Raw genomic sequence first — 25,997 nt, 5'->3', positions numbered from 1 at the left:
CTTGACGGTCCGCCCTCCAGAATCCGGGCATATGACACAACAGTTGTGATGTGCGGCGATGCATCAGGAAAGCCGCGAAAGCCGCTTCAGCAGCAAGGCGGACGCCACGGGGCGCGCCCCGGCCTTCGCCACCCCGTCGGCCACCTCGCGGTCGGTGGAGACCACCACGACCGGCCGGCCCGGCGGCTCGGCCCGCACCAGTTGGCGGATCAACTCGTCGGCGGTCACGCCGGGCTTGGAGAACAGCACCCGCACCCCGCGCGGCGGCGCGAGGAGCACCGGGGCCGCCAGCTCCGCCCCGTCGAAGACGCAGGTGACCTCGGCGCCCGAGCGGGCCGCGAGGGCCGACAGGCTGCCCAGCAGCCGCAGCCGCTGCTTCTCCAACGGCATCGTGGGATAACCGGTCTTGGTGACGTTGTAGCCGTCGACGACCAGATGGGCCTGCGGCAGCGCCAGGAGCTGGTCGAGCAGCGCCGGGTCGGTCTCGGAGAGCGCCCGCGCCGCGATGTCCTTCGGGGACATCCGCCCCGGCTCCACCGCGTCCACGGTGTCGGCCGGGTGCACCGACACGGGAGGCAGCGCGAGTTCGCGGCGCAGCCCCTGGGCGGCGTCGAGCACGGTGTCGAGCAGCAGCCGCAGCCGCATGTCCTCCACCGAGCGCCCCTCGCGGGCCGTTCTGCGGCTCGCCTCCAGGGCGGCCTCGACCTCGCCGAGCCGGGCCTTGAGCCGCCGGCTCTCGCTCTCGGCGGACGACACCTGGGCGGCCGCCTCCGCCTTCGCGGCGTCGATCTCGCCCTGGACGCGGCGCAGCGCGGCCTCGCCGCGCTTCACGTCGCTCTGGGCGCTGCGCAGCTTGCGGTGAAGCGATTCCGCTTCCTTCCTGGCCGCCTCCAGGTCGTGCCGCAACTGCTCGGTCTCGCCGCGCGAGCGGTCCCGGGCGGCGGCGAGTTCCTCGCGCAGCCGTTCCAGCTCGCGCCGGCCCGCCTCGTCGGCCCGCTCGGCGTCGACGCGCAGGGCCTCCTCGCCCGCGGCGGCCACCAGCTTGACCCAGCCCGGCGGGCGCAGCACATAGGCCGCGGCCGCCACGTCGACGGGGTCGGCCGCGGCCGGCGGGGTGCCGGTCTCGACGGCTCCGGCCAGCTCGGGCTGGCCCTGCTTGAAGCGCTCGCCGATCCGCTGCCGGAACAGCGGGTCGCTCTCCAGGGCCGCCGCCATGGCGTTCCCGGCGAACTTGGCGCGCCGGCTCGCGGTGAACCGGGCGTACTGCCTCAGGGGTGCGGGCAGCTCCGCGACGGTCAGCCCGCCGAAGGCGTCGGCGACCAGCGCGACGACCCGCCGCCGTACGCCTTCCGGCAGTGGGTGGTCGAGCGTCTCGGCAGCGTCACCTGCCGCGCCGGCCGGCTCTCCACCGTGCGCGGGCTGCTCCACGATCCGTCACCCCTATGTCGTCCGCGCCGTCCCTCAGGAGGCGGCGCCCGGCCTGTCCACCAGTTCGATCTGGTCCACCGCGTTGCACCAGCGGCAGCGGACCGACTCGATGGTCTCACTGACCACCTGCCGCTCCTCGACCGTCGGGTCTCCCGCGAGGTCCAGATGGACGTACTCCACGACCTTGGAGGAGCGCGTCACGTCGAATCGGGTCAGGTTGCCGCAGAGCGTGCAGCGCCACCGGGTGTCGGCGGTCGGCAGGGGAACCGTCGTCATCGTGCCGTCCTTCTTCCTGTTGCGTGGTACCAGGTGCGGGAGCCGCGGTGCGCCGTCGAACTGCGGTCGTACTGCCCGTACCCTACGGCCTCGCCGGTACCCCGGGGCACGGCGAGGCACTCTGTCCAGTTCGGCCCCGGTACGCCATGATCTGTCCATGATCGACTGGCGAGGCGCGGCCCGTGCCGTCCCGGGGGCCTGGCGGGGCGCCCTCAACGGCCCCACCGTGACGTACGGACTGATCGCCGCCTGCTGCGTGCTCTTCGTGATCGGCCCCGTCTCCGGCCTCAACCCGGTGTACGGCACGGGGGACGAGCTCCTGGCGGCGCAGGGCGAGTACTTCCGGCGCTGGGGGGTCGTCCCCGCCGAGCTGATGAGCGGCGAGCCCCGCGCCCTGCTCACCCCGCTGACCGCGCTCTTCGTCCACGGCAGCTGGCTCCACCTGCTGGGAAACATGCTGTTCCTGTACGTCTTCGGGGCGATGGCCGAGGAGCGCATGGGTCCCGTCGAGTTCGCCCTCTTCTACCTGGGCACGGGCTACCTCGCCCTGCTCGGGTACGCGGTGGCGCACGCGAACAGCGAGCAGACCCTGGTCGGGGCGTCCGGGGCGATCTCCGGGGTGCTCGGGGCCTTTCTCTTCCTCTTCCCGCGCTCCCGGGTCACCAGTCTCTTCCCCTTCCTCTTCTTCCTGCCGCTGCGCTTCCCGGCCTGGATCGTGCTGATCTTCTGGTTCGTGCTCCAGTGGCTGGCGGCGCGGGCGGCGGGCGCGGGTCCCGGCGTCGCCTATCTGGCCCACGTGGTGGGCTTCTCCGTCGGCTTCCTCTACGCCTGGGGGCGCTACCGGGGTGGGGATAGAGTGAAAGCCCCAACCGCGGCGACCGAGGGAGAAAGCCAGCCGTGATCACCGCGATCGTGCTCATCAAGACCAGCGTGGACCGCATCCCCGAGATCGCCGAGTCGATCGCCGGGCTCGACAGCGTCAGCGAGGTCTTCTCGGTGACCGGCACCTACGACCTCATCGCCATGGTGCGCGTGCCCCGCCACGACGACCTGGCGGACGTCATCCCCGGCAGCATCAGCAAGATCCCGGGCGTCGAGGCCACGGACACGCACGTCGCCTTCCGCACGTACTCCCAGCACGATCTGGAGGCGGCCTTCGCCATCGGTCTGGAGTCCTGAGACCTCGTTCACGGCACGGCTGAAGGGGGCCTCCCACTCGGGAGGCCCCCTTCACCCGTACGAGTGACTGATCAGCCGCGGTCCGGGACGCAGCGGCCGTCCTCGGTGCGGTACTTCCACTGCGCGCCGTCGCGGACGAGCTCCTTCACGGCGCCGACGAACCGCTCCACGTGCTCGTCCGGCGTACCGGCGCCGAAGCTCACCCGGATGGCGTTGAGCGACCGCTCCCCCGGGGCCGCCTCGGGGGCGCCGCACTCGCCCGGGTCCTGCGGGTCGCTGCCGAGCAGCGTGCGGACCAGCGGGTGGGCGCAGAAGAGACCGTCGCGGACGCCGATGCCGTACTCGGCGGAGAGCGCGGCGGCGAAGTGGGAGCTGTTCCAGCCCTCCACGACGAAGGAGATGACGCCGACGCGCGGCGCGTCGTCGCCGAACAGCGAGAGCACCCGGACCTCGGGGACCTCGGCGAGCCCCTCCCGGACCTTCGCGATCAGGTGCCGCTCCCGCTCGACGAGTCCGTCGAAGCCGGCCTCGGTGAGCGCCTTGCAGGCGGAGGCGATGGAGTAGACGCCGATGACGTTCGGGGAACCGGCCTCGTGGCGGGCCGCGGTGGTGTGCCACTCCACGTCCACCCCGCCGTCGGCCCGGCGGGCCACCTTGCGGGAGGCGCCGCCGCCCGCGAGGTAGGGCTCGGAGTCCTGCAGCCAGTCGGCGCGGCCCGCGAGGACGCCGGAGCCGAAGGGCGCGTACAGCTTGTGCCCGGAGAAGGCGATCCAGTCCACGTCGAGCTCCTGGACGGAGACCGGGTGGTGGGGCGCGAGCTGGGCCGCGTCGAGCACGATCCGGGCGCCGTGGGCGTGCGCGGCCGCGGCCAGCTCCTTCACCGGCCACAGCTCGCCGGTCACGTTGGAGGCGCCGGTGACGCAGACGAGGGCGGGGCCGTAGGGGTCGCGGTCGGCGAGCGCCCGCTCCAGCGTGGCGACGGCCTGCTCAGGGGTGCGCGGCGCGTTGAGGTAGGTGACGCGGGCGTCCCGCCAGGGCAGCAGCGAGGCGTGGTGCTCGGTCTCGAAGACGAAGACCTGGCAGTCGGCCGGCAGCGTGGCGGCGAGCAGGTTGAGCGAGTCGGTGGTGGAGCGGGTGAAGACGACCTGGTCGCCGGGGCGGCAGTCGAGGAACTCGGCGACCGTGACCCGGCTGTTCTCGAAGAGGTCGGTGGAGAGCTGGGAGAGGTACCCGGCACCGCGGTGGACGCTGCCGTAGTAGGGGGCGTACGCGGCGACGTCGTCCCACACCCGCTGGAGGGCCGGGGCGCTGGCCGCGTAGTCGAGCGCCGCGTAGGTCACCTCGCCGCCGGTGACGAGCGGGACGGTGACGTCCCGGCCGAGCACCGGGAGCGGGGCGGCGCAGCAGGGGTCGGCGGTCTCGGCCGCGGTCTCGGCGGAAGCGGTCTCGACCAGGGCGGCGGCGGTCTCGACGGTGGCGACGGCGGCGTCAGGGCGTGCGGACATGGCGGTATCTCCCGGCGGGCGGTGCGGAATGGCTTCGGTGATCCCGTACGCGGCCGGGGGCGGCGGGGTACGGGTGAGATGCCTCGGAAGACACGGGTGCACTGGTGCGCAGGGAGACTCAGGGGTACACGGAGTACGCGGAAGCGACCCTGATCCGATGATCCGAGGGTGAAGAAGGGGCGTATTCGCCCTATCGCATTCGCTTGCTCACGGAAAAAGCTCCTCGAGAGACCAGGACCCCTGGTGTTCGAGGGGTCCGCGCTTGCCGTAGACCTCGCTGCCTACGGCCTGGTCATCACCCGGGGCACCCCGCCACGGACGGAGGGTTGCCGGACAGCAAGCCGGGGCCAAAACGCTGTCACTCGTGACCTGAAGAGCATCCTGCCACATGATCGCCGAAGCGCAAGACCCCGGTCCGCATCGTGGACCGGGGTCGTGGGCGTACGACGTGCGGGGAGGGTCAGGCGTTGCTGACGGCCACCCAGCGCTCCAGGGCCCGGCGGGCCGCGCCGGAGTCGATGGCCTCCGCGGCCTTCTCCATGCCCGCCCGGATCTGCTCCGCCAGGGTGCCCGTCCCCGGCGCGAGCGCGGTCAGCGCCGCCGCCGAGTTGAGCAGCACCGCGTCCCGTACCGGACCGGTCTCCCCCGCGAGCAGCCGGCGGGCCACGTCGGCGTTGTACGAGGCGTCCGCGCCGCGCAGCGCCTCCACGGGGACGAGGTCGATGCCGACGTCCCGGGGGTCGAAGGCCTCCTCCCGGACCGCACCGTCGCGGACCACCCAGACCCGCGAGGTGGCCGTGGTGGTCAGCTCGTCGAGGCCGTCGTCGCCGCGGAAGACGAGCGCGGAGGAGCCGCGCCCGGCGAGCACCCCGGCGACGATGGGGGCCACCCGGGCGTCCGCGACACCGGTCGCCTGGGAGCGGACACGGGCCGGATTGGTCAGCGGACCGAGGAAGTTGAAGACCGTCCGGATGCCGAGCTCCTTGCGGGCCATCGCCACATGGCGCAGCGCCGGATGGAACTTCACGGCGAAGCAGAAGGTGATCCCGGCCTCCTCGGCGACCTCGACGACCCGCTTCGGGGTCAGGTCCAAGTTGACGCCGAGCTTCTCCAGGACGTCGGAGGCACCGGAGGCGGAGGACGCCGCCCGGTTGCCGTGCTTGACGACCTTGGCGCCGGTGCCGGCCACGACGATCGCCGACATGGTGGAGATGTTGACGGTCTTGGCGCCGTCGCCGCCGGTGCCGACGATGTCGACCGTGGCGCCGGGCACCTCGATCGTGTTCGCGTGCTCGTACATGGTGCGGACGAGGCCGGTGATCTCCTCGACGGTCTCGCCCTTGGCGCGCAGGGCCACGACGAAGCCGGCGATCTGGGCGTCGGTGGCCTCGCCGCGGAGGATCCGGTCCATGGCCCAGGCGGTGTCCTCCGCGCTCTGGTCTCGGCCGGACAGCAGACCGTCCAGGACGACGGGCCAGGAGCGGCCCGCCGACGTAGGTCCTCCAGCGGGGGTCGCAGCGCTCATGGCAGCTCCTGGTCAGTCCGTAACGGCTAGGGCTCCACCCTATCGACCCCCGGGGACGGCAAAGAGCCCCGTCCATCGAATGGACGGGGCTCTCGCCGTGGCGACGTGTCGAACGTCAGGAAGTCAGGTGATCAGTGGTGGCCGTGGCCGCTCTGGATCTCCTTGTACTCCTCGACCGTGGGCTTGGCGACCTGGCTGTCGTCGCCGTAGTAGCCCTTGTTGAGCTTGACCCGGAGCTTCTCCATGCGCCCGATCTTGCGCTCCACACCGTTCTCGTCGACGGCCGGCGGAAGCGCCGCCGCGTCGTACTGCTCATGCGCGGTGAGGCGGTGCAGCTCGCCCTGGCTGAGCGGCTCGTGGATCTCGACGAACTCACCGTGCGGCAGGCGCTTGATGATGCCGGACTCGCGACCGTGCAGCACCTTGTCCTTGTCGCGGCGCTGGAGGCCGAGGCAGATCCGCTTGGTGACGATGAACGCGATGACCGGTCCGACGAAGAAGAAGATCCGGACGAACCAGGTGATCGAGTTCAGCGAGAGGTGGAAGTGGGTCGCCCAGAGGTCGTTTCCACCACCCACGAGCATGATCATGTACGCGGTGATCCAGGCGACACCGAAGCCGGTGCGCGTCGGAGCGTTGCGCGGGCGCTGCGCGATGTGGTGCTCGCGCTTGTCGCCGGTGATCCAGGACTCGATGAACGGGTAGACCGCGATGGCCGCGAGGACCGCCGGGAAGATCGCCAGCGGGATCATCACGCCCAGCACGAGCGTGTGGCCCCAGAGGTTGATCTCCCAGCCCGGCATGACACGGATCAGACCCTCGGCGAAGCCCATGTACCAGTCGGGCTGGGCGCCGGTGGACACCTGGTCCGGGCGGTACGGGCCGAGGGCCCAGATCGGGTTGATCGAGGCGATCGCCGCGATGACCGCGATGACACCGAAGACCAGGAAGAAGAAGCCTCCGGCCTTGGCCATGTAGACCGGCAGCAGCGGCATGCCCACGACGTTCTTGTTCGTGCGGCCGGGGCCGGCGAACTGCGTGTGCTTGTGGAAGAACACCAGGATGAGGTGGGCGACCACGAGGCCGAGCATGATGCCGGGCAGCAGCAGGACGTGGGCCGAGTAGAACCGGGCCACGAAGTCGCCGCCGGGGAACTCCCCGCCGAACAGGAACATCGACAGGTAGGTGCCGATGACCGGGACGGACAGGATCGCGCCCTGCATGAAGCGGACACCGGTGCCGGAGAGCAGGTCGTCCGGGAGCGAGTAGCCGGTGAAGCCGGTGAACATGCCCAGGAAGAACAGCAGGAAGCCGAACAGCCAGTTGATCTCACGCGGCTTGCGGAACGCGCCCGTGAAGAACACGCGCATCATGTGCACGAACATGCCGGCGAGGAAGATCAGCGCCGCCCAGTGGTGGATCTGCCGGATGAGCAGACCGCCGCGGACCTCGAACGAGATGTGCATCGTCGAGTTGAACGCCTCGGACATCAGCTGTCCCTGGAGCGGGACGTACGGTCCGACGTACTCCACCTCGTTCATCGACGGGTGGAAGAACATCGTCAGATAGACGCCCGTCAGGATGATGATGAGGAAGCTGTAGAGGCAGATCTCACCCAGCATGAAGGACCAGTGGTCCGGGAAGATCTTCCGCATGTTGGACTTGGCCAGGGTGTAGATACCCAGGCGTCCGTCGGCCCAGTCGGCGACCCGCTCACCGGCGGGTGCCTTCTTCGAATCGGTCACGGTGCTCATCCGCGCTCCCAGAAGGACGGACCGACGGGCTCGTCGAAGTCGCCGAGCGCCTCCAGGAAGCCCTTGTCGTTCACGCCGATCCGCAGCTGCGGGAGGGCGTGACCGGCCGGGCCGAAGATGACGCGGGCGCCGTCGGAGAGGTCGAAGGTGGACTGGTGGCACGGGCAGAGGACGTGGTGCGTCTGCTGCTCGTACAGGGAGATCGGGCAGCCCACGTGGGTGCAGATCTTCGAGAACGCGACGATGCCCTCGTGCGACCACTCGAGCTCGCGCTTGTCCTTGATGTCCTCCGGCTGGATCCGGACGATCATCAGGGCGGCCTTGGCGATCTCGGTCTGGAAGTGGTGGTCGTGCTCCGAGAGGCCCTCGGGCATCGCGAAGGTCAGCGAACCGACCGCGACGTCCTCGGGACGCAGCGGCTCGTGCGTGTTCATGTTGATGAGCTGAAGACCCTTGGCCCACATCGTGGTCCGGAGCTTCTTCTCGGGCAGCGGGCCCATGTCACGCAGCAGCACGATGCCGGAGAGCGGAACGAGCGACAGCGCGCCGAACATCGTGTTGCGGATGAGCTTGCGACGGCCCATGCCCGACTCGGCGGCACCGGCCGCGAAGTCCGACATGACCTTCGCCTTGGTCTCCGCGTCGGCCGCGATCGGGTGACGCTCGTCCGCGATCTCGACGTCGGACATCAGGGTGCGGGCCCAGTGGACCGCGCCCGCGCCGATGAAGAAGAGCGCGAGACCCAGCGTCCAGCCCAGGGCGAAGTTGAGCGCGGACACCCGGCCGAAGGGCCAGATGTACACGATCTTGTCGACCGGGAAGATCACGTACGAGGCGATGAAGCCGATCGTGGCCAGCATCGACAGCGTGAACATGAACGCCACCGCGCGCTCGGACCGACGCGCGGCCCGCTCGTCGATGTCCTGGATGCGGGGCTTGTGGGGCGGGAGGCCCGGGTCGGCGAACGGGTCGTCGGCGACCTTCACCGCGCCGTGCGCGGTGTCCTGCCCTGCCGGCAGGTTCTCTTCTGGAATCTCTTGGCTACTCATGACTTCTTGGCCTTAGCGGTGTGGGCCGCGACCCAGATGGCAACTGCGATCAGCGCGCCCAGGCCGAAGACCCAGGCGAACAGGCCCTCGGAGACGGGGCCGAGGCCACCGAGCGAGAGACCGCCCGGGCTGTCGGCCTTGTCGCCGTTGACGGCCTGGACGTACGCGATGATGTCCTTCTTCTCCTTCTCCGGCATGGTCGTGTCCGGGAAGGAAGGCATGTTCTGCGGGCCGGTCTGCATGGCCTCGTAGAGGTGCTTCGGGCTCACGCCTTCGAGGTTCGGGGCGTACTTGCCGTAGGTCAGCGCGCCACCCTCACCGGTGAAGTTGTGGCACTGGGCACAGTTGGTGCGGAACAGCTCGCCACCCTTGGCGATGTCGGCACCGTCAGGGCTGTACTGGCCCTCGGTCGGCGTGATCGGGCCGGCACCGAGAGAGGCCACGTACGCCGCGAGCTGATCGATCTCAGCCTGCGAGTAGATGGTCTTCTTCTTCGGGACCTGGGCGCCCGGCTGCTGGGCCGGCATACGGCCCGTGCCGACCTGGAAGTCGACGGCCGCCGAACCGACGCCGACGAGGGAGGGGCCGTCAGTGGTGCCCTGACCCCCGGTTCCGTGGCAGCTGGCGCAGCCGACGGTGTAGAGCTTCTTGCCCTCCTCGATGGCGAGGGACTGGGCGGTTTCATCGGCCTTCGCCGTGCCCGCGGGCGCGAACGCGGCGTACAGCCCCCCAGTGGCCGCCAGCGCGAGTAGGAGGACGACGACCGCCGCCAGCGGATGGCGTCGTCGTGCGGAGAGCTTTTTCACGGATTACCCCGGTGTCAGGATCTTCTGCGTCGATGCTTGCTGGATGTCTCGGTCCGCCGTGTCGGCGGCGCCGACTACTTGATCATGTAGATCGTGGCGAAGAGGCCGATCCAGACGACATCGACGAAGTGCCAGTAGTAGGACACGACGATGGCGGCGGTTGCCTGCTCGTGAGTGAACCTCTTGGCGGCGTACGTCCGGCCGAGGACCAGCAGGAAGGCGATGAGACCGCCCGTCACGTGCAGGCCGTGGAAGCCGGTGGTCAGGTAGAACACGGAGCCGTACGGGTCCGACGAGAGCGAGAGGCCCTCGTGCTTCACCAGCTCGGTGTATTCGAAGACCTGTCCGCCGATGAAGATCGAACCCATCACGAACGTGATGATGAACCACGACCGGAGCTTCTTCACGTCGCCCCGCTCGGCGGCGAAGACGCCGAGCTGGCAGGTGAGCGAGGAGAGCACCAGGATCGTGGTGTTCGTCGCCGAGAACGGGAAGTTCAAGGCGTCTGCCTTTTCCGTCCAGTACTCGGCGCCCATCACCGATCGAAGGGTGAAGTACATCGCGAAGAGGGCCGCGAAGAACATCAGCTCGGAGCTCAACCAGATGATGGTTCCGACGCTGGTGAGGTTCGGTCGATTGACCGACGGGTGCGCGTGCCCTGTTTCTACTGTCGTTACTGTCGCCACGACCGACATTATGTCGGTCGCTTATCCCGCCCTCACTCCGGGGGGTGCCGTTCGGAGTGTCAGAGGGGTGTGTCCAGCCCGAACGGCCCAGTGCGCGGGCCTCCCGGCACCCTTCGAACAGGTGTTGAACGGGTGTTGACGGGGTGTGGACCGGAGTAGCATCCGCGCATCGGTCGACGACGACCCACCCGCCTTCCCAGCCGGAGGAACGATGCAGTCGAGTGCCACGGTCCTGGTCTACAGCGACGACGCGAACACCCGCGAGCAGGTACGGCTGGCGGCCGGGCGCAGGCCCGCGTCGGACGTCCCCCCGGTGGAGTTCGTGGAGTGCGCGACGCTGCCGGCGGTGCTGAAGCGCCTGGACGAGGGCGGCATCGACGTGTGCGTCCTGGACGGCGAGGCGGTTCCCGCGGGCGGCATGGGCGTCTGCCGGCAGATCAAGGACGAGATCTTCCACTGCCCCCCGGTGCTGCTGCTCATCGGCCGCCCTCAGGACGCCTGGCTGGCCACCTGGAGCCGCGCGGACGCCGCGGTCACCCTTCCGGTGGAACCGGTCGAGTTCGCGGCGTCCCTGGCCTCCCTGATCCGCTCGCGCCTGTCGATCGACGCGTAGTCGCCGCACGCGGCGAGTGAGCCGAAGGGGCGCACCGGGGGAACAGGGCCGAGCGCGCGGAGGCCTGCGAGGAACGAGCAGGTCGAGCACGGTCGGCCCTGTGAGCCCGGCTTCGGCGCCCCGGTGGGGGTCCCCCCAGCGAAGCGAGGGGGAGAACCGAGCCCTAGAGAGGGAGTGGCCTGAGGCGGGCCTTCTCCGTGGGGGCCACCGGGTTGCCGGCGGCCTCCACCAGGGCGCTGCCCTCACGCCACTTGGCCCACGGCAGGTTCCAGTCGCCGAAGCCGTTGCCGAAGGTGTCCATCGTGTCGCCGTAGCTGTTGACGACCCGGACGATGTCGCCGGCGCGCACGGTCTCGTAGAACCAGGCCGCGTTCCCCGTCGACATGCCGACACAGCCGTGGCTGACGTTCGCCACGCCCTGCGAGCCGACCGACCAGGGCGCGGCGTGGACGTACTCACCGCTCCAGGTGACCCGGGTGGCGTAGTAGACCGGCAGGTCGTACGACTCGGAGCTGCCCTCCGCGATGCCGATGCTGGTGCCCCGCATCCGGACGTAGTACTCCTTGCCGAGGATCACTTTGATCCCGTTTCGGGTGGAGAAGCCCGGCTTTCCGGTGGTCACCGGAATGGTATTGATCACTTCTCCGTTGCGCCGCACGGTCATGTAGTGCGACCCGGCGTCCGCGACGGCCTCGATCCGGTCGCCGATCGTGAGCTTCAGCGCCTTGGACGCGCCGCCGTAGAGCTTGTCGCCGACCTTGAGGCCGTCCAGGTTGCCGGTGACCGTGACGCTCGCGCCGGCCGGCCAGTACTCCTTCGGGCGGAAGTGCAGCTTCTTGTCGTCCACCCAGTACCAGGCGCCCTCGACGGCCGGTGTGGAGCGGACCTTGAGCGCCCGTTCGACGACGGCACGGGCCTTGCGGTCCTTGACAGGGAGGCTGAGGTCGGCCGTGATGGGCTGTCCGACGCCGTACGTGCCCGCCTCCGGGCCGAAGGTCGCGGTCAGCGCCCGCTTGGCCGGGGCCGTCTCGAACGTGAACGTACGGGCCCCTGGAGCGCCGTCCTCGTCCTCGGTGGCGACGCGGACCGTGTAGCGGGCGCCGGCCGCCAGAGCGGCCGTGGAGCGCCAGCGCTGCCCGTCCGCGGTGAGTTCGCCCGCCAGGTGGTGGCCGGAGGCGTCGATGGCGGTGACGTCGGTGATCCTGCCGTCGTCGCCCTTGGCCGTGACCTCCAGCGGCTTCTCGGGGTCCGCCTTGGTGCCGTCCCCGGGGGCGCTGACCGCGAGCTGGTCCGCCGCGTCATACGCCCTCGCCGACAGCGGGTGGTCGTCGGAGCCCGCGCACGCCGAGGCGGCTGCGGTCACGGTGACGGCCAGAAGAGTGCAACTCAGAACAGTCCGAATGCGCGGCGTGTCGTTCATGACTTCACGCTAAGGACAATCCTCGCTCCCAGCGCGCCGAGTGCTGCAAAAGAGGGGCCCGGACACTTCGGTGACGAAGTGTCCGGGCCCCTCGGGTGCTCCGGTGCGGAGCGGGGTACCGCTACTGGTTCTGGTTCTCGCCGCGGTAGAACTCGAAGACCCAGCCGAACAGGCCGACGAGGATCAGCGGGGCGGAGAAGTACAGGATCCACCAGCCCATCGCGATGGCGAGGAAGGCGAGCGCGCCGCCCACGGCCAGCGACAGCGGCTGCCAGCTGTGCGGGGCGAAGAAGCCCACTTCACCGGCCTCGTCCGCGACGTCGGCCTCCTTGTCGTCCTGCGCCATCGCGTCGACACGCTTGGCCGTGAAGGCCAGGTAGTAGCCGATCATGATGGACAGGCCGAACGCCAGGAACAGCGCCGTCGTACCGACCGGCTCCTTCGACCACACGCCGTACAGGACGGCCATGGCAAGGATGAAGACGCTCAGCCAGATGAACATCTTGCCCTGGATCTTCACTTGCCGGCCTCCTTGCCGCCCGTGAGCGCCTCGGCCACGTGACCCTTGTTCTCGAGCTGGTCGAGAGCCGCGATCTCAGGGTGGTGCAGATCGAACGCCGGGGATTCCGAGCGGATCCGCGGCAGGGTGAGGAAGTTGTGCCGCGGCGGCGGGCAGGACGTCGCCCATTCGAGCGAACGGCCGTAGCCCCACGGGTCGTCGACCTCGATCTTCTTGCCGTACTTGGCGGTCTTCCAGACGTTGTAGAAGAACGGCAGGATCGACAGACCGAGCAGGAAGGAGGAGATCGTCGAGATCGTGTTCAGCGCGGTGAAGCCGTCGGCGTCGAGGTAGTCCGCGTAACGACGCGGCATGCCCTCGGCACCGAGCCAGTGCTGCACCAGGAACGTGCCGTGGAAGCCGATGAACAGCGTCCAGAACGTCATCTTGCCGAGCCGCTCGTCCAGCATCTTGCCCGTGAACTTCGGCCACCAGAAGTGGAAGCCGGCGAACATCGCGAAGACCACGGTGCCGAAGACGACGTAGTGGAAGTGCGCGACGACGAAGTACGAGTCGGAGACGTGGAAGTCCATCGGCGGCGAGGCCAGGATGACACCGGTCAGACCACCGAAGGTGAAGGTGATCAGGAAGCCGATCGTCCACAGCATCGGTGTCTCGAAGGACAGTGAGCCCTTCCACATCGTTCCGATCCAGTTGAAGAACTTCACACCGGTTGGTACGGCGATGAGGAACGTCATGAAGGAGAAGAACGGGAGGAGCACGCCACCGGTGACGTACATGTGGTGCGCCCACACGGTCACGGAGAGGCCGGCGATCGCGATGGTCGCGGCCACCAGGCCGATGTAGCCGAACATCGGCTTGCGGCTGAAGACCGGGATGACCTCGGAGATGATGCCGAAGAAGGGCAAGGCGATGATGTACACCTCTGGGTGTCCGAAGAACCAGAAGAGGTGTTGCCAGAGCAACGCTCCGCCGTTGGCCGCGTCGAAGACGTGCGCACCGAACTTGCGGTCCGCCTCCAGGGCGAACAGCGCGGCCGCGAGGACCGGGAAGGCGAGCAGGACCAGGACACCGGTCAGCAGCACGTTCCAGGTGAAGATCGGCATGCGGAACATCGTCATGCCCGGAGCGCGCATGCAGATGATCGTGGTGATGAAGTTGACCGAACCGAGGATCGTGCCGAAGCCGGAGAAGGCCAGACCCATGATCCACATGTCGGCGCCGACACCCGGCGAGCGGACGGCGTCCGACAGCGGGGAGTAGGCGAACCAGCCGAAGTCGGCCGCACCCTGCGGGGTGAGGAAGCCGGCCACCGCGATGATCGAGCCGAAGAGGTACAGCCAGTACGCGAACATGTTCAGCCGCGGGAACGCCACGTCGGGCGCGCCGATCTGCAGCGGCATGATCCAGTTCGCGAATCCGGCGAACAGCGGCGTCGCGAACATCAGCAGCATGATCGTGCCGTGCATCGTGAACGCCTGGTTGAACTGCTCGTTCGACATGATCTGCGTACCCGGACGGGCCAGCTCGGCGCGCATGAAGAGCGCCATGAGTCCGCCGATGCAGAAGAAGACGAACGACGTGACCAGGTAGAGCGTGCCGATCGTCTTGTGGTCGGTGGTGGTCAGCCACTTGATCACGACATTGCCGGGCTGCTTGCGCCGTACGGGCAGCTCGTTCTCGTACGAGTCCTCAGCTGCGGCGGCACCCTGGGTTTCGTTGTGGATGCTCACAGTTGGTTCTTCTCCGCATTCCTGGCCGGGTCCGTCTGCTCGATGCCAGACGGGATGTAGCCGGTCTGCCCCTTCTCGGCCAGCTCCTTCAGGTGCTGCTGGTAGCGCTCCGGAGAGACCACCTTGACGTTGAAGAGCATCCGGGAGTGGTCGACACCGCACAGCTCGGCGCACTTCCCGAGGAAGGTGCCTTCCTGCGTCGGGGTGACCTCGAAGGAGTTCGTGTGACCCGGGATGACGTCCTGCTTCATGAGGAAGGGGACCACCCAGAACGAGTGGATGACGTCACGGGAGGTCAGGACGAACCGGACCTTCTCGCCCTTCGGCAGCCACAGGGTCGGGCCCGGGTTGCCGGTCTGCGGGTTGCGGTCACCGGGGATACCGGCGTCGTAGACGCCGCCGGCGTTGTCCGGGAACTGGTCCTGGAACTTGTCCGGAATGGCCGCGAGGTTCTTGTCCGTCTTGGCGTCGCCCTCCACACCGGGCACGCTCTCGATGTAGTTGAAGCCCCAGCTCCACTGATAGCCGACCACGTTGACCGTGTGGGCCGGCTTCGGGGTGAGCTCGAGGAGCTTCGACTCGTCGCGCGCGGTGAAGTAGAAGAGCACCGAGACGATGATGAGGGGGGTGACCGTGTACAGCGCCTCGATGGGCATGTTGTAACGGGTCTGCGGAGGTACCTCGATCTTGGTCCTGCTCCGCCGGTGGAAGATGACGGACCAGATGATCAGGCCCCACACCAGGATGCCGGTGATGAGCGCGGCCGCCCAGGAGCCCTGCCACAGGGAGAGGATCCGAGGCGCCTCTTCCGTGACAGGGGTGGGCATACCAAGGCGGGGGAAGTCTTCCCAGTTGTACGAGCAGCCCGTGGCTGTCGCCAGGATCAGGCCCGCAGTCAGCACCTGCGGCAGCTTCCGCCGCATCGGGCGCCGCGACGAGCGGTCGGAGCCGTTGGGACTCACGTAGCGCCTTCCCGAGAGTCTCGGCCCGCAGTGGTCGGCCACGGCCGTCCGTCTCGCTGGTCGGTCGCCGCCCCGGCCGCGGGCAGGGGTTTGGATGTTTATGCGGACCAAACCCTACTGGACGCTATTTGGGGTCGCGCGGGGAGGGTGCCCAACGCGCCGTCCGAGTCCCCGAAGGGGTGGACTCCGACGTTCCGCAGGGGGGTCGGACGCGTCCGTTCGGCGGTCTGCCGGTGCGGGGGGAGGCGGTTCTGACGGGGGCTCACGGGGGGGGTGGGGCCGGGGCGGCGGTGGGCGGAGCAGGCGGGGTGGGGCGGGGCGGGGCTGACGGCCTCGTCGGCGATCCGTCGCGGACTCACCCGGACTCCCCCGGGCTTCCCGGGGCTTCCCTGGGCTCCCACGGATGGCCGGAGGGTCTCGCGGGGGGGTGTCGGAGCAGGGTCTCGGAGGAGGGCATTCGCCCAGGCCCTACCGTGGGCGGATGCCGTACTTCGACGCCGCGTCCGCCGCCCCGTTGCACCCCGTCGCCCGCCAGGCGCTGCTCGCCTCCCTCGACGAGGGCTGGGCCGATCCGGCCAGGCTGTACCGGGAGGGGCGGCGCGCGAGGCTGCTGCTCGACGCCGCGCGGGAGGCCGCGGCGGAGGCCGTGGGCTGCCGCGCGGACGAGCTCGTATTCACTCCTTCGGGGACGCGCGCGGTTCACGCGGGAATCTCGGGAGCTCTCGCGGGGCGTCGGCGTGTCGGAAACCGGATCGTCGTCTCCGCGGTCGAACACTCCTCCGTACTGCACGCGGCCGAGAGTCATGCGGCGACGGGCGGAACGGTGACGGAGGTTCCGGTCGGGCGGACCGGGGCGGTGGACGCGGACGTCTTCGCGGCGGCGCTCGACGCCGGGGACGCGGGCGCGGTCGCCCTGGCGTGCCTCCAGTCGGCCAACCACGAGGTGGGGACCGAGCAGCCGGTGGCAGAGGTGGCCGAGGCCTGCCGGGCTGCGGGCGTACCGCTGCTGGTGGACGCGGCCCAGTCACTGGGCTGGGGAGCGGTGGAGGGCGGCTGGTCGCTGCTCGCGGCGAGCGCGCACAAGTGGGGCGGGCCGGCGGGGGTGGGGCTGCTCGCCGTACGGAAGGGAGTGCGGTTCGCGCCTCAAGGCCCTTCGGACGAGCGGGAGTCGGGCCGGGCGCCCGGCTTCGAGAACCTGCCGGGGATCGTGGCGGCGGCGGCCTCGCTGCGGGCGGTACGGGCGGAGGCGGCGGCCGAGGAGGCGCGGCTGCGGGCCCTGGTGGACAGGATCCGGGCGCGGGTGCCGGAGCTCGTCCCGGACGTGGAGGTGGTGGGCGACCCGGTGCGGCGGCTGCCGCATCTGGTGACGTTCTCCTGTCTGTACGTGGACGGGGAGACGCTGCTGCACGAGCTGGACCGGGAGGGATTCTCCGTTTCGTCCGGTTCGTCGTGCACGAGTTCGACGCTGACGCCCAGCCATGTGCTGCGTGCGATGGGGGTGCTGAGCGAGGGGAACGTCCGGGTGTCCCTGCCGACCGGCACGGCGGCCGAGGACGTGGACCGCTTTCTGGAGGTGCTGCCGGCGGTGGTGGCGGGGGTGAGGGAGCGGCTGGGCGCGCCGACGAGCGCGCCGGCGGCCGCGCAGGGACCGGACGCTCTGGTGGTCGACGCGCTCGGCCGGCGCTGCCCGATCCCGGTCATCGAACTGGCGAAGGTCATCGGGGACGTGCCGGTGGGCGGGACGGTGACGGTCCTGGCGGACGATGCGGCGGCGCGGTTGGACATTCCGGCGTGGTGCGAGATGCGGGGGCAGGAGTATGTGGGGGAGTCGCCTGCGGTGGGGGGTGGGGTGGCGTACGTGGTGCGTCGCGTGAGCTGACGCTCGGGGGCGGGTGGCGGGCCCGCCTGGTCGGTCACCCACGCGGGCCGTGCCCACGGCCGGCGCCCGCACGGACCGGGCCCAGCCGTGGGGCCGGACCCCCCGCAGCCCGCACCATGCGGGCCACGCCCGCGCCCCGGCGCGTGGGCCGCGCCCGCCGCCCCTGCGCGTGCGGGCTACGCCCGCTGCCGTGTGGGCCGCGCCCGCGCCCGTCACCCACCCCCGTGTGGGCAATCGTCCCGCAGGGCGGGACGGGTGGGCACACGGGACGGCGCCCTCGGCGGCGCCTCCGCCCCTTGTGCCCTGGCCCGCACCCCCACAGCGCCGCACCTGGGGTGCGGGTTCAGGCACGGAAGCCTAGGCCCGGCAACGGGCACCGTTCCGTTGTGCCCACCCGTTCCGCCCCAGCGGAACAGATGCCCACAACGAGGTGGGGGTGGTGGGGGTGGCGGGCACCGCAACAGCGGAGCGGGCACCGAGGGCGGGTCGCTCCCGCAGGGGCACGTGGGGGTCAGGTGAGGTGGGAGTGGACTTCCGTGGCTGCTTCTTCGCCGTATGCCTTCTGGAAGCGGTCCATGAAGTTCGCGCGCCGCAGCGTGTACTCCTGCGTGCCCAGCGTCTCGATGACCAGCGTCGCCAGCATGCAGCCCACCTGCGCCGCGCGCTCGTGCCCCACGCCCCACGACAGGCCCGTGAGGAAGCCCGCGCGGAACGCGTCGCCGACGCCCGTCGGGTCGACCTTGGCCGTCTCCTCCGCGCAGGCGACCTCGATCGGCGTGTCGCCGACGCGCTCGATCCGTACGCCGCGCGAGCCGAGCGTGGTGACGCGGTGGCCGACGCGGGAGAGGATCTCGGCGTCGGTCCAGCCCGTCTTGGACTCGATGAGGCCCTTCTCGTACTCGTTGGAGAAGAGGTACGTCGCGCCGTCCAGGAGCGTGCGGATCTCGTCGCCGTCCATCCGCGCGATCTGCTGCGAGAAGTCCGCGGCGAAGGGGATGCCCCGCGTCTTGCACTCCTCCGTGTGGCGGAGCATCGCCTCGGGGTCGTCGGCGCCGATGAGGACGAGGTCGAGGCCGCCCACCCGGTCGGCGACGGCCTTGAGCTCGATCAGCCGGGCCTCGCTCATCGCGCCCGTGTAGAAGGAGCCGATCTGGTTGTGGTCCTTGTCGGTGGTGCAGACGAAGCGGGCCGTGTGCAGGACCTCGGAGATGCGGACCGAGCCGGTGTCGACGCCGTGGCGGTCGAGCCAGCCGCGGTACTCGTCGAAGTCGTAGCCGGCCGCGCCCACCAGGATCGGGGTGCCGCCGAGCTGGCCCATGCCGAAGCAGATGTTGGGGCCGACGCCGCCGCGCCGGACGTCGAGGTTGTCGACGAGGAAGGAGAGGGACACCGTGTGCAGCTGGTCGGCCACCAGCTGGTCGGCGAACCGGCCGGGGAAGGTCATGAGGTGGTCGGTGGCGATGGAGCCGGTGACTGCGATACGCACGGCGGGGTGCTCCTGCGGGAAGGCGGCAATGACGGACATTCACGCTACCGGCTGGGGGCCTCACTGCCGAACAGTGGAAACTACCCCAGAGTAGGTCTTTTCCCTGGGGGCGTGCGGTGCATACGGTGCGCCCATGACCATCTACCCCGCTTCACGTGAGCGACACGAGTCCGAGCCGAGCCTCGCCGACCTGCGGGGCGACGGCGCGCGGATGGCTCCGCACTGGGTGACTCCGGCCGCCCCGGCACCCGCTCCGGTCTCCCCCGCGCTGATCCACGGGGTCGTCGTCCCGGCGGCCTCGGCCCGGCTCATCGAGGCGACCGCCGAGTACGGCGGCTGACGGACGGAACCGTCCGCGCACCCGCTCCGTCCCATCGGCGTCCGGTCGAGACGATGGGAGCGTTGCGGTGAGCGGTACGGAGAACGTACGGAGGCGGCGGAGCGTCATCGCCGCCTCGGTGGCGGCGGGTGTGCTGCTCGCCGGGGGCGGTGGCGTCTATCTCGCCACCACGGCGTCCGGTGACGGCACCGGCGCGGGCGCGGCCGCCAAGGCCGCCGACGCGGCCGGCCCGCCGACCCCGCTGCGCCTGGAGGGCGGCAGCGGCGACGCCACCGGCGGTGGCGACACACGGGGCGGCCCGGGCATCGCGCCCGGCGAGCCGGACCCCGGGGGCGGTCCGAACGGGACCGTCTACACAGCCAAGGGCCCACTCCCCCAAGGGCCCTCCTCGGCCGCGGTCCACCGGCCCGAGGGCCTGGTCACCTCGGCGGAGGTGACCAGGCTGGCCGAAGCGCTGGGCATCTCCGGGAGTCCCTCGCTGGTGGGCGAGGTCTGGACGATCCGGCCCGAGAAGGACGGTTCGGGAGCCCGTCTCGACGTGGCGCGGAAGGCGCCGGGGAACTGGACGTACTCCTGGTACGACGGAGGTCCGGCCGGCGACGCCTGCCTCAAGGGCAGGGCCTGTCCGCCGCCGGGCGAGTCGAAGCCCGCGCCGGGCGGTACGCCGCTGAGCGAGGCGGCGGCGAAGGCGGCGGCCGCGCCGGTCCTGAAGGCGCTCGGCCAGGACGACGCCAAGGTCACCGCGACCGGTGTGGTGAACGGTTCGGTACGGGTGGTCAACGCCGATCCGGTGGTGGGCGGGCTGCCGACGTACGGCTGGTCGACGGGGCTGCACATCGCGCGGGACGGCCGGGCGGTCGCCGGGAGCGGGACGCTGAAGGAACCGGCCGAGGGTGCCGTGTACCCGGTGATCGGGGCGTCGAAGGCGCTCGCCGCGCTGAACGAGGACGCGAAGGGCACCGGCCCGATCGGGGTGGGGCACTGCCCCACCGCCCCGCCCGCCGTGGACGGGAACGGGAGGCCCGAGGACGCCCGGACCGGCGGAACGCCGGCGCCGGGGCACGTCGAGCCCACTCCGCCCTGCCAGACGATCGTGGACCGGGCCGCTCCCGACCAGGTGCCGGTGACCGCCGCGGTGTTCGGTCTGGCCGCGCGGGACGTGGACGGTGAGCGGCTGCTCGTACCGTCGTGGCTGTTCACCGCGGACCCGGCGGACGGCGCGCCGTACACCGTGGTGCGGACGGCGGTGGCCCCGGAGTACCTGGTGCCGCCGTCGAAGCCCTCGCCGGAGCCGACGCCCCCGCCCGGGGACGGTACGCAGACCGCGCGGGTCGTCGAGTCCGTCCGGGTCCAGGGGGACGGCAGGGAGCTGGCCGTCACCTTCTGGGGCGGCGTGTGCAGCACGTACACCGTGAAGGCGGACGAGCAGCCGGACCGCGTGACGGTGCGGATCGTCGAGAAGACCGATCCCGACCGCGTCTGCATCATGATCGCCAAGGACTTCACGAAGACGGTGACGCTGAAGAGTCCGCTGGGCGACCGGCCGGTGGTCGACGCGGCGAGCGGGGAGGCGGTGCCGCGCCGCTGAGTGCGGTGGGCGGGCACGACCGAGGGCGGCGGCCCGGGATCACTCCCGGGCCGCCGCCCTCAGGTGCGTACAGCCGATGCGGCTTAGCTGAACGAGTCGCCGCAGGCGCAGGAACCCGTGGCGTTCGGGTTGTCGATGGTGAAGCCCTGCTTCTCGATGGTGTCGACGAAGTCGATCGAGGCGCCGCCCAGGTACGGGGCGCTCATGCGGTCGGTGACGACCTTGACGCCGTCGAAGTCCTTCACGACATCGCCGTCGAGCGAACGCTCGTCGAAGAACAGCTGGTAACGCAGGCCGGAGCAGCCGCCGGGCTGAACGGCGACGCGCAGGGCCAGGTCCTCGCGGCCTTCCTGCTCGAGGAGGCCCTTGACCTTGGCCGCGGCGGCGTCGGACAGGAGGATGCCGTCGCTGACAGTGGTCTTCTCGTCCGATACGGACATCTGCTTCTCTCCCGGTGTGTACGGAGACTGCTTGCCGACGGTTGCAACCGACGGTGCCCCGGATTCATTCCGGGCCGTGTGGGGTCTTTCTCTCTTCATGCTCGCACACCCTGTCCAGCGACGGGGACGACGAAGTGCGGCGGGGGCCCGGGGTGGAGTCCGGCGGGGCCCGGGGTGGAGTCCGGCGACGGCGGCGGCGAATTCGTCACATGGACACTATGGACATCGTCAACGTGACGTGAAGCGGTTATGATAGATAGCGTCATTTCGACGAAAAGGTTCCCCGAAGAAAGGGTGCGTGACGTGACCACGGCCCAAGCCCGTCATGATCTCGACGTCCAGCCGTCGCCGCTCGCCCTGCTTCTGCTCGGTCGCGAGGCCGACCCGAAGAGCGAGCGCGGCGTGGAGTGTCCCGGCGATCTGCCGTCGCCCTCCGACCCTGACCTGGTGGAGCGCGCCCGCGCGGCCAAGGAGAAGCTCGGGGACAAGGTCTTCGTGCTCGGCCACCACTACCAGCGCGACGAGGTCATCCAGTTCGCCGACGTCACCGGCGACTCCTTCAAGCTCGCGCGGGACGCGGCGGCCAAGCCCGAGGCCGAGTACATCGTCTTCTGCGGTGTGCACTTCATGGCGGAGTCGGCCGACATCCTGACCGGCGACGAGCAGAAGGTCGTCCTGCCCGACCTCGCGGCCGGCTGCTCGATGGCCGACATGGCCACCGCCGAGCAGGTCGCCGAGTGCTGGGACGTACTGACCGAGGCCGGCATCGCCGAGCAGGTCGTGCCCGTCTCGTACATGAACTCCTCGGCCGACATCAAGGCCTTCACCGGCAAGCACGGGGGCACGATCTGCACCTCGTCCAACGCCGAGCGCGCCCTGGACTGGGCGTTCGAGCAGGGAGAGAAGGTGCTGTTCCTGCCGGACCAGCACCTGGGCCGCAACACGGCCGTCCGCGACATGGGCATGTCGCTCGACGACTGCGTCCTGTACAACCCGCACAAGCCGAACGGCGGGCTGACCGTCGAGGAGCTGCGCGCCGCCAAGATGATCCTGTGGCGGGGCCACTGCTCGGTGCACGGCCGCTTCTCGCTGGACTCGGTGAACGACGTCCGCGAGCGCATCCCGGGCGTGAACGTGCTGGTCCACCCCGAGTGCCGGCACGAGGTCGTCGCCGCCGCGGACTACGTGGGCTCGACCGAGTACATCATCAACACCCTGGAGGCGGCCCCGGCCGGTTCCAAGTGGGCGATCGGCACGGAGCTGAACCTGGTCCGCCGCCTGGCGAACCGGTTCGCCGACCAGGACAAGGAGATCGTCTTCCTCGACAAGACGGTCTGCTTCTGCTCGACGATGAACCGCATCGACCTCCCGCACCTGGTGTGGACCCTGGAGTCGCTGGCCGAGGGCAACCTCATCAACCAGATCCAGGTCGACAAGGAGACGGAGAGCTTCGCGAAGCTCGCGCTGGAGCGGATGCTCGCTCTGCCGTAACGGTTCTCCCCCGGACAGGCCCGAAGGGCGCCCCGCAGTGTGCGGGGCGCCCTTCGGCGTACGCGCGGCATGCCCGCCGCGTGGACGCGCCGCCTAGATGTCCAGCGCGTCCAGCAGAGCCGTGTCCGTGTCGGTGTTCGCCTCCGTCGGCTGCTCCGGGATGTCCTTGCCCTTCTTCGCCGCCTTCTTCTTCGCACGGCGCTCCTTGCGGAGCTCCACCATCGCGTAGAGCGTGGGGACGAGGAGCAGCGTCAGCAGCGTCGACGTGATCAGACCGCCGATCACCACCACGGCCAGCGGCTGGGCGATGAAACCGCCCTCGCCGGTGATGCCGAGCGCCATCGGCAGCAGGGCGAAGATCGTCGCCAGGGCGGTCATCAGGATCGGGCGGAGCCGGTGCCGGCCACCCTCGATCACCGCTTCGACGACGCCCAGGCCCTGCGCCCGGTACTGGTTGATCAGGTCGATCAGCACGATCGCGTTGGTGACGACGATGCCGATGAGCATCAGCATGCCGATCATCGCCGGGACTCCCATCGCGGTGTCGGTGACCACGAGGAGACCGATCGCACCGGTCGCCGCGAACGGGATCGAGACCAGCAGGATCAGCGGCTGGATCAGCGACCGGAAGGTCGCGACGAGCAGCATGAAGACGATCGCGACGGCCGCGAGCATCGCCAGGAACAGGTTCAGGAAGGCCTCGGACTGGTCCTCGGAGACACCGCCGATGCTGGCGGTGGCGCCCTCGGGCAGGTCGAGCGCGTCGATCTTCTGCTGCAGGGTGGCGCTCACGGCGCCGGTGTTGTCGCCGACCGGCTTGGCCGTGATCGTCGCCGCGCGGGCGCCGTCGATCCGGGTCATGGAGACCGGGCCGGGGACGAGCTCGACGGTGGCGATGTCGCCCAGCTTCACCGGGCCGAGGGGCAGCGCCTTGAGGCCGGCCAGGGTGGTGACCGGCTTCGCCGAGGTGATGAGGACGTCCCGCTCGCTGTCGTCGAGGATGGCCTTGGCGGTCGGGGTGCCCCGGACGGCCTGGCCGACGATCATGCCGAGCGAGGCGGAGTCGAACCCGGCGTCGGCCGCGGCGGGCTTCGCCTTGACCGAGATGCGCGGGACGGACTGGGAGAGGTCGCTCTGGACGTCGGTGACGTCCTTGATGCCGGCGATCGCGGCCCGGACCTGCTCGGAGGCCTTCTCGAGGACCTCGGCGTCGGCGGCCTTGACGACCACGCTCAGGTCCTGGCTGCCGAAGCCGTCACCGGCGGCGAGCTTGGTGTCGCCGATGCCGTCGAGGGAGCCGAGGCCCTTCTCGATGGCGTCGCGGGTCTTCTCGAAGTCGGCGGACTCCTCGAGGCTGACCTGGTAGGTGGCCTGGTTGGTGCCGGTGCCGCCGCCGAAGGCCGCCATGAAGCCGGACGAGCCGACGTTGACCTGGTAGTCCTTGACGCCGTCGATGTCCGCGAGGAGCTTCTCGACCTTCTTCGCGGCCGCGTCGGAGGCGTCGAGGGCGGTGCCGGGCGCCAGCTCCTGCTGGATGCTGAGCACCTCCTGCTCGCCCTGGTCGAAGAAGTTCGTCTTCAGGAGCGGGGCCATGCCGAAGGTGACGATCAGGACGACGAACGCGATGGCGAGGCTGGTCAGCCGGCGCCGGGTCGCGAACTTCAGGACCGGCACGTACAGACGCTGGAGACGGCTCTTCTCCTCCTTCTCCTCGGCCAGCCTGCGGGCCTCGGCCAGGTCCTCCGGGGTGCCCTTGGGGGCGCGCAGGAACCAGTACGAGAGGACCGGGACGACCGTCAGGGAGACGAGCAGCGAGGCCAGCAGGGCCGCCGTGACCGTCAGCGAGAACGAGCCGAACAGCTCGCCGATCATGCCGCCGGTCAGACCGATCGGCAGGAAGACGGCGACGGTCGTGAGCGTCGAGGAGGTGACGGCGCCCGCCACCTCGCGGACCGCGGTGAGGATCGCGGACTGCCGCTCCTCGCCGTAGCCGAGGTGCCGCTTGATGTTCTCCAGGACCACGATCGAGTCGTCGACGACCCGGCCGATGGCGATGGTGAGCGCGCCGAGCGTCAGCATGTTGAGCGAGAGGTCGCGGGTCCACAGCACGATGAGCGCGAGGACGACCGAGAGCGGGATGGAGACCGCGGTGACCAGGGTGGAGCGGATCGACGCGAGGAAGACCAGGATCACCAGGACGGCCATGACGAGGCCGAGGGCGCCCTCGGTGGTCAGTCCTGAGACGGCCTTGGCGACGGCCGGGCCCTGGTCGGAGACCACGGTCAGCTCGGCGCCCGCGCCGAGGTCGGCGCGCAGCTCGGGCAGCTTCTCCTTGACGGCGTCGGAGATCGCGACGGCGCTGCCGTCCTTGTCCATGGTGGCCATGACGGCGAGGCTGGGCTTGCCGTTGGTCCGGGTCAGGGAGACGCGCGGAGCCTCCTCCTGGCGGACGGTGGCCACGTCACCGAGGCGGACCGCCTTGCCCTTGCCGGGAGTGGCCGCCGGGATGCGGAGGTCCTCGATCTGCCGCAGCGAGGTGAAGCCGCCGCCGACCTGGATGGTGCGGCTCTTGCCCGTCTCGGAGAAGGAGCCGGCCGGGAGGGTGCCGCCGCCGGAGCGGAGGGCCTCGCCGAGCTTCATGGTGGTGAGACCGGCCGCGGCGAGCTTGCGGTCGTCCGGGGTGACGGAGACCTGGAGGTCCTGGACGCCGGTGACGGAGACCTGGCCGACGCCGTCGATGTCCTCGAGGGCGGGCACGACGGTGCGGTCCAGCAGGTCGGCGAGCGCCTGCGGGTCCTGGTCGGAGGCGGCGGCGAGGACGACGGTCGGGATGTCGTCCGTGGAGCCGGCCACGACCTGCGGGTCGACGGTGTCGGGCAGTTCGGCGCGGGCCCGGTTGACGGCCTGCTGGACGTCGGCGACGAGCTGCTTCGTCGACTCGTCGCCGTAGTCGAAGGAGGCCATGACGAGCGCCATGCCCTCGGAGGCCGTGGAGGTGACCGACTTCAGGCCGTCGACGGCCTTGAGGTTGTTCTCCAGGGGCTCGACGACCTGCTTCTCGACCACATCGGGAGAGGCACCCTGGTAGGGGGCGAGGACCGAGACCATGGGCAGCTCGATCGAAGGGAACAGCTGCTGCTTCAGCTGCGGTATCGCAATCGCCCCGAACACCAGGGCGACGATGGAGATCAGCCCGATCAGGGCCCTTTGCGCGAGGCTGAATCTCGACAGCCAGGACATGGGGTCTCTCTTCTGTGGCGTACTCGTCGACAGGCGGGAGCAGCCAAGACCCCGGCCCGGATCCGCGGGATCCGCCG

At 70.1% G+C, this 25,997-nt stretch carries 22 protein-coding genes and 1 riboswitch; of the genes, 7 read left to right on the top strand and 15 right to left on the bottom strand.

Annotated elements, in window-relative coordinates:
* Nucleotides 1-63 precede the first annotated feature (63 nt).
* Nucleotides 64-1,428 carry an NYN domain-containing protein gene (locus tag AMK27_RS32950; RefSeq protein ID WP_073916686.1) on the bottom strand — a complete coding sequence of 455 codons (1,365 nt, stop codon included), beginning with the start codon at nucleotides 1,426-1,428 and terminating at the stop codon, nucleotides 64-66.
* A 33-nt stretch (nucleotides 1,429-1,461) separates the two neighbouring features.
* Entirely contained in the window at nucleotides 1,462-1,704 is a 243-nt protein-coding gene (locus tag AMK27_RS32945; RefSeq protein WP_030314394.1) for a hypothetical protein, read from the bottom strand.
* Between the two features lie 157 nt (nucleotides 1,705-1,861).
* On the opposite strand from AMK27_RS32945, the gene AMK27_RS32940 reads away from it, so the two are divergent.
* Nucleotides 1,862-2,605 (top strand): rhomboid family intramembrane serine protease, encoded by a 744-nt coding sequence (locus AMK27_RS32940; protein ID WP_073916683.1) that lies wholly within the window; start codon nucleotides 1,862-1,864, stop codon nucleotides 2,603-2,605.
* Entirely contained in the window at nucleotides 2,602-2,883 is a 282-nt protein-coding gene (locus AMK27_RS32935; protein ID WP_015033007.1) for an Lrp/AsnC family transcriptional regulator, read from the top strand. The genes AMK27_RS32940 and AMK27_RS32935 overlap by 4 nt, the downstream gene beginning before the upstream one ends.
* A 71-nt stretch (nucleotides 2,884-2,954) precedes the next feature.
* Here the strand turns inward: AMK27_RS32935 and AMK27_RS32930 are convergent, their stop codons facing one another.
* The 6 genes from AMK27_RS32930 to ctaE form a co-directional block, all read right to left on the bottom strand.
* Nucleotides 2,955-4,388, bottom strand: coding sequence for an aminotransferase class V-fold PLP-dependent enzyme (locus AMK27_RS32930; RefSeq protein ID WP_241847676.1), 1,434 nt, complete (start codon nucleotides 4,386-4,388; stop codon nucleotides 2,955-2,957).
* 253 nt (nucleotides 4,389-4,641) lie between these two features.
* A riboswitch (SAM riboswitch) is annotated at nucleotides 4,642-4,758 on the bottom strand.
* Between the two features lie 90 nt (nucleotides 4,759-4,848).
* A complete protein-coding gene (gene trpD, locus AMK27_RS32925; RefSeq protein ID WP_073916682.1) occupies nucleotides 4,849-5,913 on the bottom strand; it encodes an anthranilate phosphoribosyltransferase in 1,065 nt (354 codons plus the stop codon).
* A 131-nt stretch (nucleotides 5,914-6,044) separates the two neighbouring features.
* The gene (gene qcrB, locus AMK27_RS32920) at nucleotides 6,045-7,667 is read right to left on the bottom strand and encodes a cytochrome bc1 complex cytochrome b subunit (protein ID WP_073916680.1); all 1,623 of its coding nucleotides are present in this window, start codon (nucleotides 7,665-7,667) and stop codon (nucleotides 6,045-6,047) included.
* The gene (gene qcrA, locus AMK27_RS32915) at nucleotides 7,664-8,716 is read right to left on the bottom strand and encodes a cytochrome bc1 complex Rieske iron-sulfur subunit (protein ID WP_073916679.1); all 1,053 of its coding nucleotides are present in this window, start codon (nucleotides 8,714-8,716) and stop codon (nucleotides 7,664-7,666) included. Before qcrA ends, qcrB begins: the two co-directional genes overlap by 4 nt.
* On the bottom strand, nucleotides 8,713-9,522 hold the full coding sequence (gene qcrC, locus AMK27_RS32910; RefSeq protein WP_073916677.1) for a cytochrome bc1 complex diheme cytochrome c subunit: 810 nt from the start codon (nucleotides 9,520-9,522) through the stop codon (nucleotides 8,713-8,715). The genes qcrA and qcrC overlap by 4 nt, the downstream gene beginning before the upstream one ends.
* A gap of 74 nt (nucleotides 9,523-9,596) precedes the next feature.
* Nucleotides 9,597-10,217, bottom strand: coding sequence for an aa3-type cytochrome oxidase subunit III (ctaE, locus tag AMK27_RS32905; protein ID WP_030314378.1), 621 nt, complete (start codon nucleotides 10,215-10,217; stop codon nucleotides 9,597-9,599).
* Between the two features lie 202 nt (nucleotides 10,218-10,419).
* Here ctaE and AMK27_RS32900 point away from each other — a divergent pair, with 202 nt between their 5' ends.
* On the top strand, nucleotides 10,420-10,821 hold the full coding sequence (locus AMK27_RS32900) for a hypothetical protein (RefSeq protein ID WP_073916676.1): 402 nt from the start codon (nucleotides 10,420-10,422) through the stop codon (nucleotides 10,819-10,821).
* Nucleotides 10,822-10,984: 163 nt separating this feature from the next.
* On the opposite strand, the gene AMK27_RS32895 is transcribed toward AMK27_RS32900, so the two are convergent.
* The 4 genes from AMK27_RS32895 to ctaC all read right to left on the bottom strand — a co-directional run bounded on the left by AMK27_RS32895 (nucleotide 10,985) and on the right by ctaC (nucleotide 15,456).
* On the bottom strand, nucleotides 10,985-12,241 hold the full coding sequence (locus AMK27_RS32895; protein ID WP_073916674.1) for a L,D-transpeptidase: 1,257 nt from the start codon (nucleotides 12,239-12,241) through the stop codon (nucleotides 10,985-10,987).
* 121 nt (nucleotides 12,242-12,362) lie between these two features.
* Nucleotides 12,363-12,761, bottom strand: a complete 399-nt coding sequence (locus AMK27_RS32890) for a cytochrome c oxidase subunit 4 (protein ID WP_017238857.1) — start codon at nucleotides 12,759-12,761, stop codon at nucleotides 12,363-12,365.
* Nucleotides 12,758-14,494, bottom strand: coding sequence for an aa3-type cytochrome oxidase subunit I (ctaD, locus tag AMK27_RS32885; RefSeq protein WP_073916673.1), 1,737 nt, complete (start codon nucleotides 14,492-14,494; stop codon nucleotides 12,758-12,760). Before ctaD ends, AMK27_RS32890 begins: the two co-directional genes overlap by 4 nt.
* The gene (gene ctaC, locus AMK27_RS32880) at nucleotides 14,491-15,456 is read right to left on the bottom strand and encodes an aa3-type cytochrome oxidase subunit II (protein WP_073916671.1); all 966 of its coding nucleotides are present in this window, start codon (nucleotides 15,454-15,456) and stop codon (nucleotides 14,491-14,493) included. The genes ctaD and ctaC overlap by 4 nt, the downstream gene beginning before the upstream one ends.
* 481 nt (nucleotides 15,457-15,937) lie before the next feature.
* Between ctaC and AMK27_RS32875 the strand changes: the two genes are divergently transcribed.
* Nucleotides 15,938-17,335, top strand: coding sequence for a cysteine desulfurase/sulfurtransferase TusA family protein (locus tag AMK27_RS32875; protein ID WP_073916670.1), 1,398 nt, complete (start codon nucleotides 15,938-15,940; stop codon nucleotides 17,333-17,335).
* 511 nt (nucleotides 17,336-17,846) lie between these two features.
* On the opposite strand, the gene AMK27_RS32870 is transcribed toward AMK27_RS32875, so the two are convergent.
* Nucleotides 17,847-18,821 carry a carbohydrate kinase family protein gene (locus AMK27_RS32870; RefSeq protein WP_073917343.1) on the bottom strand — a complete coding sequence of 325 codons (975 nt, stop codon included), beginning with the start codon at nucleotides 18,819-18,821 and terminating at the stop codon, nucleotides 17,847-17,849.
* A 133-nt stretch (nucleotides 18,822-18,954) separates the two neighbouring features.
* Between AMK27_RS32870 and AMK27_RS32865 the strand changes: the two genes are divergently transcribed.
* On the top strand, nucleotides 18,955-19,161 hold the full coding sequence (locus tag AMK27_RS32865) for a hypothetical protein (protein WP_073916668.1): 207 nt from the start codon (nucleotides 18,955-18,957) through the stop codon (nucleotides 19,159-19,161).
* 67 nt (nucleotides 19,162-19,228) lie between these two features.
* On the top strand, nucleotides 19,229-20,749 hold the full coding sequence (locus AMK27_RS32860) for a hypothetical protein (protein ID WP_073916667.1): 1,521 nt from the start codon (nucleotides 19,229-19,231) through the stop codon (nucleotides 20,747-20,749).
* A gap of 83 nt (nucleotides 20,750-20,832) precedes the next feature.
* Here the strand turns inward: AMK27_RS32860 and AMK27_RS32855 are convergent, their stop codons facing one another.
* A complete protein-coding gene (locus AMK27_RS32855) occupies nucleotides 20,833-21,189 on the bottom strand; it encodes a HesB/IscA family protein (RefSeq protein WP_056645451.1) in 357 nt (118 codons plus the stop codon).
* Between the two features lie 294 nt (nucleotides 21,190-21,483).
* Here AMK27_RS32855 and nadA point away from each other — a divergent pair, with 294 nt between their 5' ends.
* Entirely contained in the window at nucleotides 21,484-22,680 is a 1,197-nt protein-coding gene (gene nadA, locus AMK27_RS32850; protein ID WP_073916665.1) for a quinolinate synthase NadA, read from the top strand.
* A gap of 93 nt (nucleotides 22,681-22,773) precedes the next feature.
* Here the strand turns inward: nadA and AMK27_RS32845 are convergent, their stop codons facing one another.
* On the bottom strand, nucleotides 22,774-25,920 hold the full coding sequence (locus AMK27_RS32845; protein ID WP_073916663.1) for an efflux RND transporter permease subunit: 3,147 nt from the start codon (nucleotides 25,918-25,920) through the stop codon (nucleotides 22,774-22,776).
* Nucleotides 25,921-25,997 lie beyond the last annotated feature (77 nt).

Source organism: Streptomyces sp. CB02009 (assembly GCF_001905825.1).
Lineage (GTDB): Bacteria > Actinomycetota > Actinomycetes > Streptomycetales > Streptomycetaceae > Streptomyces.
Note: the sequence above shows the minus strand (reverse complement) of the source record. Positions and strands in the feature narration are given on the sequence as shown.